This window comes from Thermostichus sp. MS-CIW-40 (assembly GCF_054058315.1).
The window spans coordinates 1-16725 of sequence record NZ_JBSSAC010000003.1; the positions used below are offsets into that span (position 1 = coordinate 1).

The 16725-nt window shown below is 58.3% G+C and carries 12 protein-coding genes; 7 read left to right on the plus strand and 5 right to left on the minus strand.

Translation table 11 applies throughout. From position 1 onward, the window contains the following. Window positions 1–213 precede the first annotated feature (213 nt). Window positions 214–798 carry a 6,7-dimethyl-8-ribityllumazine synthase gene (gene ribH, locus ACVWXF_RS01725; protein ID WP_414330323.1) on the plus strand — a complete coding sequence of 195 codons (585 nt, stop codon included), beginning with the start codon at window positions 214–216 and terminating at the stop codon, window positions 796–798. Here ribH and htpG read toward each other — a convergent pair. Both htpG and ACVWXF_RS01735 read right to left on the minus strand, forming a co-directional pair. Continuing rightward, the gene (htpG, locus tag ACVWXF_RS01730) at window positions 792–2651 is read right to left on the minus strand and encodes a molecular chaperone HtpG (RefSeq protein ID WP_414383163.1); all 1860 of its coding nucleotides are present in this window, start codon (window positions 2649–2651) and stop codon (window positions 792–794) included. The genes ribH and htpG overlap by 7 nt on opposite strands. A 107-nt stretch (window positions 2652–2758) precedes the next feature. Continuing rightward, window positions 2759–4228 carry an LCP family protein gene (locus tag ACVWXF_RS01735; RefSeq protein WP_457473472.1) on the minus strand — a complete coding sequence of 490 codons (1470 nt, stop codon included), beginning with the start codon at window positions 4226–4228 and terminating at the stop codon, window positions 2759–2761. Window positions 4229–4253: 25 nt separating this feature from the next. Between ACVWXF_RS01735 and ACVWXF_RS01740 the strand changes: the two genes are divergently transcribed. The 4 genes from ACVWXF_RS01740 (at window position 4254) to ACVWXF_RS01755 (ending at window position 9556) form a co-directional block, all read left to right on the plus strand. Beyond that, complete coding sequence (locus ACVWXF_RS01740; RefSeq protein WP_457473473.1) at window positions 4254–4946, plus strand: 4'-phosphopantetheinyl transferase family protein; 693 nt, start codon at window positions 4254–4256, stop codon at window positions 4944–4946. Between the two features lie 235 nt (window positions 4947–5181). Continuing rightward, window positions 5182–5577, plus strand: coding sequence for a plastocyanin/azurin family copper-binding protein (locus ACVWXF_RS01745; RefSeq protein ID WP_457387746.1), 396 nt, complete (start codon window positions 5182–5184; stop codon window positions 5575–5577). A gap of 66 nt (window positions 5578–5643) precedes the next feature. Further along, the gene (locus ACVWXF_RS01750; protein WP_457473474.1) at window positions 5644–8136 is read left to right on the plus strand and encodes an HD family phosphohydrolase; all 2493 of its coding nucleotides are present in this window, start codon (window positions 5644–5646) and stop codon (window positions 8134–8136) included. Between the two features lie 196 nt (window positions 8137–8332). Next, complete coding sequence (locus ACVWXF_RS01755) at window positions 8333–9556, plus strand: glycosyltransferase (protein WP_011432630.1); 1224 nt, start codon at window positions 8333–8335, stop codon at window positions 9554–9556. 111 nt (window positions 9557–9667) lie between these two features. Here the strand turns inward: ACVWXF_RS01755 and ACVWXF_RS01760 are convergent, their stop codons facing one another. Further along, on the minus strand, window positions 9668–11536 hold the full coding sequence (locus ACVWXF_RS01760; protein ID WP_457473475.1) for a peptidoglycan D,D-transpeptidase FtsI family protein: 1869 nt from the start codon (window positions 11534–11536) through the stop codon (window positions 9668–9670). A gap of 300 nt (window positions 11537–11836) precedes the next feature. Here ACVWXF_RS01760 and ACVWXF_RS01765 point away from each other — a divergent pair, with 300 nt between their 5' ends. Beyond that, window positions 11837–12691: a hypothetical protein gene (locus tag ACVWXF_RS01765; protein WP_457473476.1), complete on the plus strand. Its 855-nt coding sequence runs from the start codon at window positions 11837–11839 to the stop codon at window positions 12689–12691. 75 nt (window positions 12692–12766) lie between these two features. Continuing rightward, window positions 12767–14353 (plus strand): ArnT family glycosyltransferase, encoded by a 1587-nt coding sequence (locus ACVWXF_RS01770; protein WP_457473477.1) that lies wholly within the window; start codon window positions 12767–12769, stop codon window positions 14351–14353. A gap of 24 nt (window positions 14354–14377) precedes the next feature. On the opposite strand, the gene ACVWXF_RS01775 is transcribed toward ACVWXF_RS01770, so the two are convergent. Both ACVWXF_RS01775 and rapZ read right to left on the minus strand, forming a co-directional pair. Further along, complete coding sequence (locus ACVWXF_RS01775; protein WP_414356608.1) at window positions 14378–15742, minus strand: gluconeogenesis factor YvcK family protein; 1365 nt, start codon at window positions 15740–15742, stop codon at window positions 14378–14380. Continuing rightward, on the minus strand, window positions 15735–16718 hold the full coding sequence (rapZ, locus tag ACVWXF_RS01780; protein WP_457473478.1) for an RNase adapter RapZ: 984 nt from the start codon (window positions 16716–16718) through the stop codon (window positions 15735–15737). Before rapZ ends, ACVWXF_RS01775 begins: the two co-directional genes overlap by 8 nt. Window positions 16719–16725 lie beyond the last annotated feature (7 nt).

Consider the following 16725-nt stretch of genomic DNA (forward strand, 5'->3'; position numbering starts at 1 on the left):
AGACTTCTTTACTACTGATCAATCCATCCTCCTTCCGAAGTTGGTTTGCTAAGTGCTGCTATTGTACCCCTTGAGCCCTTAACAGGCTGTACCTCTGGGCATGAAGGCCGGGGCGTCTGCGCCGTGGCTCCCTCAGTGAATTAGGATGGGAAAGCGTGGTTTTGCCGTGTCGGCCCGCTTGTTCTTCTCTTGGGTAGATCTGGAGCAGCGTAGATGGCAGTTTACGAGGGCAATTTTGTTCAGACGGAGGATCTGCGTCTGGCCATCGTCATCGGTCGGTTTAACGACCTAATCACCGGCAAATTGTTAGAAGGGTGCCAGGACGCGCTGAAGCGGCATGGTGTGGATGTCGGCCCGGAGAGCAAGCAAGTGGACTACTACTGGGTGCCGGGCAGTTTTGAGGTGCCTTTGCTGGCCCACCAACTGGCCCAATCTCGCCGTTATGACGCCATCATCTGCCTGGGGGCAGTGATTCGCGGGCAAACTCCCCACTTCGACTATGTGGCAGCGGAGGTCTCCAAGGGCATTGCGGCGGCAGGATTTCGTACCGGAGTGCCGGTTATTTTCGGGATCATCACCGCCGATACCCTGCAGCAGGCTCTGGAGCGGGCCGGGGTCAAGAGCAACAAAGGTTGGGAATACGCCATGAGTGCCCTGGAGATGGCTACTCTGATGCGCCAAGTTGCCCCCGTGCTCCAAGGCAGCTACGGCCACAGCGGCAACGGGGCCGGATCCCGTCCGTCTCTGCCCGGTGGAGCGGAAGCCCTGCAGTCTACCCTGGACAGCGCTGCCTATTGAGGGCGGGTGAGGCGAGTCAGCACTTCGTTGGAACGCTGCACAAAGGCCCGCACGGCTGCCGGGTCAAAGCTTTTCTGGGTAATCAAAGCCAAATCGTAGATGTGATTGCAGATGAGGTGAACCAAGTCGGGATCCCGACCCTGATCGGCAAGAGACTGCAGGTTTTGGATAAGGGGATGGGCCGTGTTCAGAACCAGCGTGTGCTCTTCCAGAAACTCCAGCGGCTTCTGCTGGATGACGGCGTTGAGCTCCTGTAGGCGCCGCAGCGTCTCCGGCAGCAAGATCATGGCCGGAACCGACTCTGATTTAAGAGCTTCTGCTTTGATCTGCAACTTGTCTTTGCCCAGGGCTTGTCGGAAGAGATCGACCAACTTTTGGCTGCGGGTTTTTTGCGTGACCGGATCCACAATTTCGGCGGCTTTGTCTTTATCCACCAGCGTTTCATCCAGCTCAGAGTCCACCCGCTTAAATTGGATCCCTTCTTCTTTGTATTCCCGCTCCAAAAAGCTGCTGAAGTGGCTGTCGATCCAGCTATCCAGCATGATCACTTCCAGTCCTTGAGAGCGGTGGAGATCGATGTAGGCACTCTGGGCAGCCTCATCGGTGGCGTAGTAAACTCGCTTGTTTTGCTTGTCGCGGGTGCGCTCCAGGTACGCTTTCAGGGTCACATATTCGGGTTTGTCAGCAGGGGATCCGGCCACTCGGAAAATGAGAATATCCTTAATCTGGGCAAAGAACTTGTCGTTGTTCATCGCCCCAAACTTCATAAAGAGGCTGATGTCGGGCCAGACCTTGACGTATTTTTCGTAATCTTCCCTGTATAGTTCATTGAGACGATCCGCCACCTTTTTGGCAACGTGATCCCCAATGCGCCTTACGGTGCGGTCATTTTGCAAGAAGCTGCGGGAGACGTTGAGAGGAATATCCGGGCTGTCGATGGCCCCCCGCAGAGGTAGGAGGAACTTGGGGATAACTTCCTCACAGTTATCTTGGACAAAGACTTGATTGCAAAACAGCTTGACTTGACCCTTGGTGGGATCAATATCCGGGCGCAACTTGGGGAAATAGAGGATCCCTTGCACGATGAAGGGATAGTCGGTGTTGATGTGCACCCAGAAATGGGGATCCTCTTGAAAGGGATAGAGGTAGCGATAAAACTCTAGGTAATCCTCATCTTTAAGTTCGGAAGGTGAGGTTCTCCACAGGGGCTTTTGCTTGTTGATCACTTCCCCGTTTAACTTGATGGGAACGGGGATGAAATCGCAGTATTTACGAACCAATTCCCGAATGCGGCTTGGCTCCAGGTATTCTTCGTTTTCGGGGGTGATGTAAAGGGTAACGGTGGTGCCGATGCTGGAGCGCTCGGAATCGGAGAGGGTAAAAGTAGTGGTGCCGTCACAAGCCCACTTCACCGGCGTGCTGCCGGGCCGATAGGAGAGGGTGTCGATCTCCACCCGCTGCGACACCATAAAAGAGGAGTAGAATCCTAGACCAAAGTGGCCAATGATTGCTTGCTCTGCGTCTTTGCCCTTGTACTTTTGAATGAACTCTTCAGCGCTGGAAAAAGCCACCTGGTTGATGTATTTTTTCACTTCCTCGGCAGTCATGCCAATGCCGTTATCGGCCACCGCTAAGGTCTTGGCCTCCTTGTTGAGGGCAATCGTAATCTCCGGCTCTGGGAGATCCGCCACTTCGCCGGCAAGGCTGGCCATCTTCAGCTTGGTGATGGCATCAGCAGCATTGGAGATCAGCTCCCGCAAGAAGATCTCTCGATCCGAGTAGAGAGACTGCTTGATGATGGGAAAGATGTTCTCGGTGTGGATGGTGATGGATCCCTGTTCCAGCACGGTCATAGGTGGCTCAGCACTCAAACAAGCTCAGTGCTAATCTACAGAGGTTGAGAAGCCCCCGACAAGCAGGCCCCTTTTCGGAAATCCGCACTCGCAACCGAACCGGCTCTCTAGAGCTGAGCTGCTCCGGGCGGAGCTTGGGCTTGGCCGTTCCCATCAGTGGTGCGGAGCGCTTCATCCAAAGCAAGTTGTTGGGCCCAATCCTGGCCGATCCGAATGGTGACGTCGGAGTTGAGAACGCCAGTAGATTCTACCCGCACTTCTCCCAGGCCAATGGCGGCGCGGATCTGTTTGGCTCCTTCGCGATCCCCGCTCTGGGCGAGGATCTCCGTTTGCTGCAGCACCTGGGTGCTGTCTTCCACAGCAAAAGCATGGACGTATCCTTGCCTCACCAATTCCTGCACCATACGGCGGGCCATCCCCGGCTCTCCGGTTGCGTTTTGCACGGCTATGCGCAGGCGGTGTGGAGGAATGCGGGCTACCTCTGCCTCCAGGCCAAAGTGGGAGACGGCCACCCGTCGGATCCCGGCTGGATCCGGCAGCCAGTAGCTGGTGGAGAATTCTCCCGGCTGACTGAAGCGGCCCGGCAGCAGCACCAGGTCGATGCGATCGCCCCCAGAGGTGAGGACAAACTTGGCCAAGCTCAGAACCTCTTCCCAGGTGAGGTTGGTATCGAGGTTGGTGCGGATAACCTGCAAAATCTTTGGGATCCGCGGCCAGACAGCAGGGGAGAGCAGTTCCCGGCTCAGGGCCCGCAGCAATTCCTGTTGCCGTTGCACCCGACCGATATCCCCCAATCCCAGGTGATCGCGGCGGAAGCGGGCAAAGTGGTGGGCTTGTTCTCCATTGAGGCGTTGCCAGCCGGGCTCCAGGTGGATGAACAACTGCTGGGTGTGATCTGCGTACTGCATCGGTTCCGGCACGTAGATTTCCAGGCCGCCCACCGCGTCGATCAGCTCTTCCAGAGCGTCGGTATTGAGGCGAATGTAGCGGTCAATCGGGATCCCACCCATCAAGTGGCTGACCACCTGAGCCGTCAGCGCCGGGCCCCCTGCCAAGTTGGCAGCATTGATCTTGGTCACGCCAAAGCCGGGCAAGCGCACACGAGTATCGCGGGGGATGGACAAAACGGTAATCCGCCGCGCCTGGGGATCAAAGCGGGCCAAGAGAATGGTGTCGCTGCGGGTGTGGAAGCGATCTCGCTCTGTGGGCAAGGGCAGGGTGGGATCCGGGTTGTCCGTGCCGAGAATGAGGATATGCAACGAGCGATCCAGAGCCGCAGCCCGTAAGGCATCAGGACGGAAGGCTTCTTGTTCTGCAGGAGTGAGGGAAGTTGGGATCACCTGACGGGGCAACATCACGGCCAGGAGGGCACCGGCAGAACCCGCCAACACAGCCGTGAACCCCAACAACAGCCAGAGGATCCCCTGACGAATAGCCTGCTGACGAGCTGCGCGGACACGGTCAGGACGGGGGGGATAGTGGAAGGAGGGCATCAGGTCAGACCAGGTCTCGCGAGCGCGTACAGGAAAGGGTGTACTGTCTGGGTGGTGTTGCCAACTCCACCAATTCAAGGCCATGTTATCCCATCCTTATTCCTTAGAGTTGTCTAGACCCAACTTCACAGTGGGATCCCTGCAGCCGTTGTCGGGAAAGTCAGAGGTGCATCTTTGGCTGCAGACAGTCCCCCCGTTGGAGAAGTTGCTCCCCCAGCTCGGCCTTCTTTCCCCTGAAGAATGTCGGCGGGCAGAGCGTTTACAACTGCCGGCAGATCGGCGCCGCTTTCTGGCCGGTCGTCTTGGGTTGCGGAGCTTGCTCAGCCGCTACAGCGGCATTCCGCCCCAGGGGATCCCCCTCGACCACAGTTCTACCGGCAAACCCTACTGGCGGGATCCACCCCTGCCGCTGCAGTTTAACCTCAGCCACTCCCACGAGCGCGTCCTGATCGGCCTGAGATGGCAATACCGCATTGGAGTGGATCTGGAATGGGTTCGACCTGTGCTCCGCTGGCAGCGCATCGCCCAACGCTATTTTTCGGCTGCTGAGCAGGGCCGTTTGGCCAGGTGTCCAGCTCCAGAGCGGGATGCCCTTTTCTTTCAAATGTGGACACAAAAGGAGGCGCTCCTGAAGGGAACAGGCAGGGGTCTGGCCGGCTCTGCAGCTTTGGGCGAGGACTCCCGCTGGGTGACCTTACCGCTTCAGGTTGCCGGTGGCTACGCCGCTGCGGTAGCGCTTGAAATAAGGAAAGACGGAGAGGAAGCCCCAGCCGTGCGGCTCTACGAGGATGTGGATGGCTAGACAGGGCAGAAGGGAATCAAAACCTCTCCGCCTAGAGATGCTATCTTGAGTTTCCAGGCTACTCGCAGAGGAGTGAGAAGGGAGGAGTGAGAAGTGAGAAGGAGAAATCTCTTCTCTTTGCTCTTTTCTCTCTCCTCGTTGCTCTTTTCTCTTTGCTCTTTCCTCTCTCCTCGTTGTTGCAATGTTAAACAGGTTCTGTCATTTCCTGGTGCTGGGAATCTGGCTATCGGCCCTCATGATTGGGATCCCGCATCCGGTATGGGCGCGGGATCTCTCCAGACAAACGCCGCAGGAGAAGGTGGTTGAGTTGGGCACTGCCGACAATCAGTTGGTGTTTGCGCCCAAGGAACTGTCTTTTCGCAACGGCAGCCTCTACCGTCTTCGCCTGAGCAACCCCAGCCAATTGAAACATTATTTCAGCGCCAAAGATTTTGCCGATGCCGTTTGGACCCGTAAGTTGGACGTGGCCGGCGTGGAAATTAAGGGCCAGATCCGAGAATTGGAACTGAAGCCAGGCGCTTCGGTGGAGTGGCAATTTATTCCCCTGAAATCTGGGGTCTACGCTTTGGTTTGCACCATTCCCGGCCATGCAGAAGCAGGTATGGTGGGGCAGATTACCATCGGCGATTGAGATCCTCTTCCTGGGCTACCCGGCCAAAAGGGGATAGAAAAGAGAAAGACGCTGCCAGGCCAATCCATGAAAAACCCGCTCACGCCCAAAGCCCTTCGCGCTGCCGACGCGAACGCGGAACACTGGACTCGGCGACGCCAGGCAGCTTCCCCTCGAAAGAGCAGGCCCCCCCTTTCGGAGCGGATTGCCGGCTATGCCCTCGCGCTTCTCTCCCTCACTGCTGTCCACGGGATCCGCTACTACAACGAACCACAACTGACCGTCGGCAGCCGCTCCCCGCAGACGTTTCTCGCCCCTGCTGCGGCGGAGATTGAAGACGTGGAGGCTACCCAGGCCCGACAAGCTGAGGCGCGACGGCGGGTGGTTCAGGCCCTCAAAATCAACAGCACCGCCAACGACAGCATGCGGCAAAATCTGGAGGCTCTCCTGGCTGAGGTGGAGGCCATCCGCCAAGAGGCAGGTTCTCTGCCCTATGTTTCTGTCCAGTTGCTGTCTCTGCCAACGCAGATCTATCTGCGCCAGCTTTCCCCAGAGGAGTGGGAACCCTTCCAGGCTCGCGTCCGACAAGAGGCCATCCGCGGAGCCACCCCATCTCCTTCAGAAGAGCCCTCTTCTGGGCGACCGGAGCAGCTTCCTCCGGAGCAGCGGGCCAAGCAAGAGCTTGTCGAGGTTTGGCAGCGGGTCTGGTTGGACGGATCGGCCACCCAGATGGCGGCGACGGATCCCTATACTCAGCTAATTGCCCAGGTGGAAGCGGCGCAGCAGCGCTATCGGGCAGCTTTGCCGGCTCTGGAGCAGCTCACCCCCCCTGTTCCGGCCACAGTTCTCAACTTGGCAGATGCGGATTGGCAGCATTTGCAAACCTTGAGTCGGCGGGTCTTGGAGCGTCTGCAGAAGATAGGGATCGTGGATGGCCTGCCCCGCGAAGTTCGCGCCGAAGGGATCCAAGCCCAACTGGACGATTTGATGTTTCCGGGCAATGCTGCCCAACGACAGGAGTTGCAAGGGCTGGTCTATCAGTGGCTGCAGCAGGTGCTCATTCCCAATGTGGAGGTGGATCCCCAGCGCACCGAGCAGCGCATCCGCGCCGAGCTGGAAAAAGTCGAGCCGGTTCTGATCTCGGTTGCCGAGAACCAGGTGATCGTGCGAGCAGATCAGGTCATCACTCCCGAAATTTTTCTCATCTTGGACCACTTTGGGCTCACCCAGCGCGGGATCAACGTCTGGGGCTTGGTGGGGGTGGCCGGAGTGATGGGCATGGGCCTGGCTGTCTTTGTGCCTCTGCAACAACGCTTGAGGCCGGGATTGCGCCGCCGGGATCGGGTGTTGATCCTCATAGTTTCCCTGACCGCTCCCCTTTTGGCGGCCTTGTTCAAGCTGGAGTTCAGCTCCCTGCCGGCAGTGGGGCTGTTGCTGGGCAGTTTTTACGGGGCAGGGCTGGGCTTGGTGGTGGTGGTAGGCCAGGCGCTGTTTTTGCCCTTGGTCTCCCCTGTCAACCTGCTCACCCTTGTACCCTTGCTCTCCGGCAGCGTGGTGGCCTCTGCCCTGGCCGGGCGTTCCCGTTCCCGCGAAGAGCTGGCCTTGTTGGGAGGAGGAGCGGCAGCGGTGCAGATGCTGGCCTACGGGGCGGTTAGCTTGGCCACCACCGGTGGCATCGACCTGTTGGCCATGGCTTTGGCAGGGGGAACCAGCTTGGGATGGAGCATTGTTGCCCTGGGAGCCAGCCCCTACCTGGAGCGCCTATTTGACTTAGCCACCCCCATTCGTCTGATCGAGTTGAGCAATCCCAATCGCACCCTGTTGCGGCGGCTGGCTGCAGAGGCCCCCGGCACCTTCCAGCACACTCTGCTTGTGGCCACTTTGGCAGAACGGGCTGCCCAGAAGCTGAACCTCAACGTGGAGCTGGTGCGCACCGGCACTCTTTACCACGACATCGGCAAGATGCTGCAGGCCCGCTACTTCATCGAGAACCAGATGGGCAGCCTCAACCCCCACACCCAACTGGACGATCCCTATCGCAGTGCTCAGATCATCAAGGCCCACGTCAGCGATGGCCTGCGCCTGGCCAAGCAATACAACCTGCCTACCGCCGTCCAGGCGTTTATCCCTGAGCACCAGGGCACAATTCTGATTGCCTACTTTTACCATCAAGCCCAGATGAAAGCCGGGGGTCAGCCCGTACCCGAAGAGCCGTTCCGCTACGATGGCCCGATCCCCCAGAGCAAGGAGACGGGGGTGGTGATGATGGCCGATGCCTGTGAAGCCGCCCTGCGCAGCATGACTCTGAGCGATGGCTTCGGCCCCGATGTGGTCGAGCGGGCAAAAGCTGTTGTCCGCAAAATAGCCCAGGCCCGTTGGCAAGATGGCCAGTTGGTTGATAGTGGGCTGACGCTGGAGGATTTGGAGGTGGTGGCAGACGCTTTCGTGGAGGTCTGGCGGGAATCCAACCACGAGCGCATCCCCTACCCCAGTTTCACCCCTGCCCCCTCGCTGCCTGAGACTGCCTCTGCTCAGGCCCGGATCCCGGTGTCGATGAGCCACTCCACGGGATCCCCTTAGCCAGGTGACCTCTCCCGTTCGCGTCAGTGAGACGGAGTCCTCAGAAGCTAAGTAGGTGGAGAAAGGTCTAGCCCTGCGGCTCATCGATCAGTACGATAGGGGATCGTTCTGTGGACCCAGTATGAACCAAGGCAGTCCTAGGATTTGCAGCCCTAGGCGGAGGATTTTTGTTTATTGTTTTTGGATGGCCTGCTGAATGCTTCATGAAGCTCCTACTTCCTCTGCCGATCCCAAAGCTTCTGCAGCTCCTTTTCAGATTCCACCTCTGTCTCAGTCCAGCCCTGTCCAACTGTCGCTGGTCATTCCCACCTACAACGAAGCCTCCAGTATCTGCAGCCTGATCCGGCAGTTGTGTGCCCACCTAGACACGATTCTGCCTGGAAGCTATGAGTTGATTGTGGTGGATGACAATAGCCCCGATTACACTGCCAAAGTGGCCCAAGGATTGCAAAAAGAATTCCCTCAACTGCAAGTCATTTGTCGCCACCACGAACGAGGCCTGGCCACTGCCGTGCTGCGGGGATGGCAAGCTGCCCGCGGCGAGGTGCTGGGGGTTATGGATGGGGATTTGCAGCATCCGCCGGAGATTGTCCTCAAATTGTGGCCGCTCATCCAGAAAGGGGCAGATTTGGTGGTGGGCAGCCGCTATGCACCATCGGGAGGGGTGAGCCACTGGAGCCTGGGCCGGCGCATTGTCTCCCGCGGGGCCCAATGGATTGGGCTGGTTCTGCTGCCGGGAGTTTTCAGCCGTGTTTCCGATCCGTTGAGCGGACTGTTTCTGGTCAGACGCCAAGCCATTGCCGGGATCCCGCTCAACCCCAAGGGTTACAAGCTGCTGATCGAGGTGCTGGCGCGGGGCCGGGTGAAAACCATTGCTGAAGTCGGCTACATCTTTCAGGAGCGCCAAAACGGGGAGAGCAAAATCCAACTGCAAACTTGTCTCCAATATCTTCACCACCTGATGGTGCTGCGCTTTTCGCTAGGGCAGGTGGGATCCTTTTTGCGCTTCAGCACGGTTGGCCTGTCGGGCACCTTGGTGGACATGGCTTTGCTCTATGTTTTGCACGATCCCACCAACTTAGGATGGGATCTCATAACCAGTAAGCTGGTTGCTTCGGAGGTGGCCATTCTCAATAACTTCCTCTGGAACGACCTGTGGACTTTTCGCCATGTGACCCGCTTGCAGCCGGGGCCCTGGAATCGCCTGAAGCGGTTGGCGAAGTTTAACGTTATCTGCTTAATTGGCTTGGTTCTCAACACTTCACTGGTGACCTTGCTGAGCGAGCGCTTGGGCATTCATTATTTGTTGGCCAACTTAATTGCCATCGGTATTGTTGTATTCTGGAACTTCTACCTCAACTCCAAGCTGAGCTGGAGGAGTGCAGAGGTTAAGTCGGACTCTGTGGGTGGCCAGTCTTGAGTATGGCTTTTTCCAGGAAGAGCCAATCCGGAGGTACGGGCATTTCGCTCATTTCCTCACTGTCTGGGCCCCCTTTGGCATCCGCCTTCGCCCCTTGTTCCTATGGCTGCGCTAAGTAGAGTTAGGGCGGATCCCCTCTAGGGCGATGATCTCCTGGATCACCGAGCGAACAACGGGAGCAGCCGTCGTCGAGCCGAAGGCATCTTCCCCCTGGGGCTCGTCGATCACCGCCAAGATCACGTAATTGGGGCGAATGGCCGGGAAATAGCCCACAAAACTGGTGATGCGCTTGCCGGGCAAATAGCCCCCCCGTGGCCCGGCTTTCTGGGCAGTGCCGGTTTTGCCAGCGATCTCATACCCCTCGATCTTGGCCGATTGCCCCGTGCCAAAGTCCACCACATCCCGCATTTGGATACGCACTGCCAGCGTGGCTTGCTCGGATAGTACCCGCACCGGCTGCGGCTGCGGGGATCCCCAAACCAGAGTATCCGTATCCTTTTCCACCAAGCCTCGCACCACATGGGGCTGCACTTTCAGTCCGCCGTTGGCAATGATGCAATGCATGGCAGCCAACTGTAGAGGAGTGAGGGCCAGCCCCTGGCCGAAAGCGACAGTGGCCCGCTCCACCGGCACCGTAACAAACTGTCGCAGCGGTTTCAAACGGCTGGCCGGCTCAAAGGGCAAATCCACGCCACTGCGCTCGTTGAACCCCAGCCGCACCAAGGCATTGTAGTACTGGCGGGGATCCAGCTTGCGCATTAGATGTACCATACCCACATTGCTGGATTGCCGCAGGATATCCGTGACGCTCATCCAGCCATGGGCCCCTCGCTGGTGGTAGTCGTAATTTTGAATGGGCCATTGACCGATGAGAATCCGACCCTCGTCATAGACCCGCTCATCTGCCCTGAAGGCTCCAGCATCCAACCCAATGGCAATGTTGATGGGCTTGAAGGTGGATCCCGGCTCATACAAATCCGTTACGGCCCAGTTGCGAAAAAGACCGGGGTCATACTCAAAGTAGCGGTTGGGGTCATAGGTGGGCTCGCTCACCAGAGCCAAAATCTCCCCCGTGTGGGGCTGCAAGATGATCACCGTACCCCGCAGCGCTCGAAACCGTTGCAGTTGGGCTTTCAGGGCAGCGCGGGCAGCTCTTTGCAGGCGCATATCTAGGGTAAGTTGCAGCACCGTCTCGCCAGATTGCAGCAGCCCTTCCGGCACCTCGGCAGCCAACAGTCGTCCGTAGCCATCGCGAGGAATGGTAACAGGCTGAACAGTACGCTCCAGCAGCTCTTGCCGGGAATATTCCACTCCCGCTTGGCCCTGATGATCCAGATCCACATAGCCCACCACCTCGGCGGCCATCTCTTTTTGGGGGTAAATGCGTTGCCGCTCGCTCACCAGCTCCAGGCCATCCAGATGCAGGGCCTGAATTTGATCCGCCACCTCCTGGGATACCCAGCGCTCCACCCGCACCGCATGATTAACCGACAGCCGCTGCGCCAGTTGCTCTACTGGACGCCGCAACAGGGGAGCAAGAGCGGTGGCCATTTCCTCCGGGGTGCGTTTGCCGAAGAGACGGGGATGGGCCCAGAGAGTATAGACGGGGCGATCTACGGCCAGCAATTCTGCCTGCTGCTTGGCAATAGAATGACGATCCACAATTGAGCGACGAGGAATGAAAGGTCTTAGCTGGGCTCGCTGCTGGGCTTCGGCTCGCTGCTGCAATAGGGGTGCCTGTTGATGTTGCAAATAAACCAGACGTGCTCCTGTTACAAATACGGCGATGATCAAAGCCAGTCCGGTCATGCCGGCGCGAAAGTCAAGCTGGCGGGCCGTCGGGATCCGCTCCCCCAAGAGCCATCCCAGCGCTGTTCCCCACTGCCTAGAGCTTCGCGGTGAAGGGATCCAAGAACCTCTGCGTCGGCGCCGTTGAGCAAGTTGCCGGCCATTTTGCCTTGTCTCCAGAGATTTCGGCACAGGCCGCCCTACCCTAGCCCTAGGTCTGCCTTCCATTGCAATCCTCACATAAGCACCACCGCTAGTTTGGCGCTCATCCCACTGTTATGCCACCCCACAGCTTCTTCCCGGCGCCTCGTGCAGTCAGCCACTCAATTTCCGCTCCTAGTTGGAGAGAGGGGAAGTTGAATACAGCACAGCGAAAACCGGAGGACTTACTGCTTTTCATAATTTTTTAAACGCTTCGTATTCTCGGAAACAGACGACCAACAGACTAGCAAGTTATAACTGAGCAAATCCGGCTTTCTTGGAGTTAAGTCTATGAAATGCGTGGAGGAGAGCCCCAACAAGCGCGTGTACCAAGAGTCTTCTGTAGGTTTCCTTGGGTCTCTTGCTACTTTTGTTTTTATCTGTTTCTTTGCGTTCATCCTTTTTATGGCTTTATCTTCGATCTGGTCTTCCCAGGGTGAGCGCCGTTTCACTTGTTTTCGAGTTGACCAGTCTACGGTTAATTGTGAAGTGTCTTTCCAGCCGTTTCTACCTTTGCCGAGCCAAACTACACTTCACATAGATGTAAGAGGAGCTGCAGTCAAAACTGAAATTGTGGAGGATGACGACGGAGAAAGGACTGAGCGCTACTATGTCACGCTGGAAAAGCCTACAGGGGAAACCCCAGCCTGGTTGGCCTTTGGTGAAAGTGAAGCTCAGGAATTGGCAAGGCGCGTTGATTCTTTTGTGAACAGTACAGAGAGTCGGCTCTTGATAGATATCGATAGATTTCACTTACTGGAGTTAGTGTTTGCGATCTTGTATTCTCTCCTTCCAGGGCTATTTCTGGCTCTACTTCTTTGGGTAGGAGCTCTCATGCTGAAGGTGTCTTTTTGGTGTCGCCGTCTAACGTTTGACCGCTCTAGGTACCAAATCCAAGAGGAGCACCTTACTCCTTTTGGGTCGCTAGGGCGGAAAACTTATTCCTTTGGAGATGTACAGCAGATTTTGGTTCAGGCCAAAAGGAATTTTGTTGAATTCTTTTCGGTAGAAGTGAAATTGCAATCGCGGAAACCTTTGCTGTCAGTCTGCTACACTGATAAGGAACCAGAGGCGCGGGCAGAGGCCGAGAAGCTGGGTCAATTTTTGGGGTGTCCGGTCATTTTTTTGCGGGAAACAAAGTCATAGTGCTAGAGGGACGTAGCCCCGAGAGGTATTCAAGGTAAGTTAGATCTGTCCATCTGCCCATAGGGATCCCCTCCATTGCCTAGAGCGGTTTGGCTAATCCTGGGGTTGGGCTTGTTCATGCGGGGCCTGGTGGCTGCCCTTTTGCCGCCTGGCTTTGACGAAGCCTACTACTATCTCTACACCCGCCATCTGGATTGGAGCTATTTTGACCATCCGCCGCTGGTGGCCTGGACAACGGGCTTGGGGCCTGCCTTGACCGGCCAGGTGTCGGCTTTTTCTATTCGACTGGGATCCCTGCTGCTGTATTGTGGCTCTTCCCTATTCCTCTACTACACCGAAGCGCGCCTTTTCTCTGTTCGGGCGGGACTGATCAGCTTGGCGGCCATCAGCATCGCACCCATCCTTTGGATTGGGTTTGGGGTGCTGACCCTGCCGGATAGTCCGCTGGTCTTTTTTACGGCAGCAACCCTATGGGTGGCCAGCCAGGAGTTTTTCCCGGTGCCTTTGGGGCAGGGGAAATTGGGAGTCTATGGGGCGGCTCGCTATCGGCCAGGGCCTAGGCTAGCGCTCATAGGTCTCTTGGTGGGGCTGGCCTGCTTGGGGAAGTACCACGGCTTGGCTTTGGGGTTCGGCCTGGTACTCTTTTGTCTGCTCAGCCCAGTTCATCGCTGTGCCTTGAGGTCGGGCTGGACGGTGCTGGCGGTGCTGGGTTTTGTGCTGGCCTTTAGCCCGGTGCTGCTCTGGAACGCCCAGCAGGATTGGGTCTCCTTTCGCTTTCAGGCGGGGCGGGCGGTGCCGGAGGCAGGGTATCAACTGCAAGCGCTGGGGCTGACGATCCTTTCTGAAATCTTTTACCTGTTCCCCAGCTTGGGGATCCCTTTGTGGTGGGCGAGTTTGGCAGGGACGGGTCGGGTGGCCCTGCAGATTCTCCGCGGGATGCGGCTGACGGATGAAGAGCTCAAGCACCTTTTGATCCTGGCCTGTGGATTACCGCTGGTGTTGGCCTTTACCTTGATGGGAGGCTACCGGCCCATCTTGCCCACCTGGCCCATGCCGGGGTTTTGGGTGCTGACGCTGCTGCTGGGATCCTTCTGGGAACGGTGGCCGGGAGCGAAGCGAACCTTAGTGGGGACGGCGGTGATGGTCAGCTTGGTGGTGGGGGTGGGGCTGGCCCATGTGCGCTATGGCCTGCTGCAGGCTCCTGGCGGGCTGGGCCTGTGGCCCGTGGAGCAGGATCCCTCTACTCAGCTCATTGAAATTGAGCAGTTGCGGCAGCGCTTTCGGACGGATCCCCACCTGGCTCAAGCGCTTGAGGAGGCAGAGTTCGTTTTTACCAATGTCTATTTTTTGGGCGGTCAGATCGCCATGGCCCTGGCTCCGCTGACGGACAAGCCTCTGACCTGCCTGGATGCGGATTTGCGGGGCTTTGCCTTTTGGTCGCAGCCGCAGGATTGGCTGGGGCAGGATGGGCTGCTCATCACTTCCAAGCTGTTCCAGCCGAGGGCAGGGATCCCGGCCACCTATGGCGACTACTTTGCCCAAATCGAGCCTGTGGCCGAGGTTCCCCTGGTGCGGGCAGGGGCGGTGGCGCAAACCTTTCAGGTGTACCTGGCTCGACAGATGCGCAAGCCCTATCCCCGCCCTTATTCCCGCCTGCAATAACAGCAGAGGACATCCTGGGCAAAGCTAGAGGGGGCGATGTCTGTCGAACCAGCGCATCAGCATTGCAGCCAAGCGTTCGGGGTTGTGGCGCACCAAGCCGGTCTCTGGATCCTCTTGCATGACGTTAGCCAAAACGGCGCGGCAGCCCAGGTAAGCCAGTTTGTCGGGATCCAACACCACAAACTCAGAACCGCTGCGGCGGTAATGCTCCAAAGCACGTGGGGAGGGTGGCTCCCGCTGCACCAGCACGCCGTCAAATAGGCGCACTCCTGCCACCCGATCCAGAGCCATGACGTGATCCCCAACGGTATAGCCGTCGGTTTCCCCCGGCTCGGTCATGATGTTGCAGACGTAGATGTGGGGGGCCATATTTTTGGCCAGAGCTTCCACAATTTCCGGTACCAACAGGTTAGGGATGATGCTGGTGTAGAGGCTACCCGGCCCCAGCACCACAAACTCTGCCGCCTCAATAGCCTCGATGACTTCCGGTAGGGCGGGAGGGTTGGGGGGGTCACAGCCGATTCGGCAAATGCGTCCTCCGGCTTTGGCAATGTTGGACTCTCCCACCACGCGGCGGCCATCGCTCAGCTCCGCCCAGAGGGTAACATCCGCCAGGGTGGCCGGCAGCACCCGCCCCTGAATGGCCAAGACTTGCGAGGTGGCAGTGATGGCCCGAATCAAGTCGCCGCCGGTTACCGCGGTGAGGGCAGTGATGAACAAATTGCCGAAGCTGTGGCCGCTCAGCCCTTCCCCCGACTGGAAGCGATATTGAAACAGCTCGGTGAGCAGCTTTTCTTCGTTGGCCAGAGCAGTGAGGCAGTTGCGGATATCGCCGGGGGGCAAAACGCCGATCTCCCGCCGCAGACGCCCTGAGGATCCCCCGTCATCGGCCACCGTGACAATGGCTGTGATGTTGGAGCTGTAGCGCTTCAGACCCCGCAGCAGATTGGAGAGGCCGGTACCGCCCCCCAGCACCACAATGCGGGGACCACGGCTGAGACGCCGCCGCGACAAGAGCTTATCCACCAGCGCCTCATCTCCCTCGGGGATCAGCACATCCTCGATGGAGCGCATGGCGCTGCGAAACCCCAGCACCACCATCACCAGCCCGATCCCGGTCACCAGGGGGCCACTGATGTTGTTCGGGATCCAAGTGGTGATCAGGCGCAGGGTGATGTCGATCAGCCGCTTCAGGCGAAAGATGGGGGTCAACTCCGTCCAGATGGCAATGCCCAGCACCATCAGCAGCACGCCCCCAACCGCCAGGCTCAGCCAGCGTTTGACAGCCAAACCGGGAAAGAGCCATTTCCAGCCACTTCCCGACCAAGCAGCCTTGCGGCGACGAATGCCCCAAACAGGGGACTTGTTGCTGGGCAGGGGCTTAGCCATGGGAAGGTGCAGGAACGCCGGCCAAAGGGATCCTAACCTGTTGCTGGGCAACGCCGGCTTCGCCGGGCGCCGGGCCAAAGCGGGCTTCCAGCTCCCGCTGAGAGTCGAGCAGATGGCGATGCTGAACCTGAACATTCAGGTCGGGAAGAACGTGGTTGCCGGCAGGGACAGTCCAAGGCTGCAAATCCTGGGCCAGGCGCTCCACCAGGGCCACCGAGCGGTGCTGACCGCCGGTACAGCCGATAGCCAAAGTCAGGTGGGGGCGACGCTCTGCGCGGTAGTGGGGCCAAAACGCTTTGATAAGGGACAAGATGTGCTGGTAGGTGGATTGTGTGATGGGATCCGCAAACAAGAACTCCTGCAGCAGGGGATCCTGCCCAGTGAGGCGACGCAGATGGGGCTGAAAGAAGGGGTTGGGCAAAAAACGCACATCGAACAGCAAGTTGGCATCGGGGGGAACGCCGTATTTGAAACCGAAGCTGACCAGCCTTAGGTTGAGGGGCTGGGGGATCCCTTGCACCAAAGCTTGCAATTGCTGCCGCAGTTGCTGGGCATTGAGGTCGGAGGTATCCAACCAGTGGGTGCAGCGTTCCCGCACCGGGGCCAGAGCCAGCCGCTCTTGCTCAATGGCCTCCCACAAACCGGCAGCTTCCCCGTAGGGATGGGGACGGCGGTGGGCGCTGAGACGGTTGAGCAACACTGGGGAGCGGGCCTCCAAGAATAGGAAAGGGATCCCTTGCGATTGCACCCAAGCAGCCAGGGTGGGAACTTGATCCCGGTACTCCTGGGCGTGGAGATTCAAGCTGATGGCCAAAGCAGCGTGATGGGTCCGCATCGCCTCAACCAAGGGGATCACCTGGGCAGGCGGGATCCCTTCTAGGCCGGTGTACCCCAGTTGTTCCAACTGCTGGATGGCCAAGGTTTTCCCGGATCCCGTCAGGCCGGCAATGACCAGAACGGGGGGCACGACTGACATGGGTTTA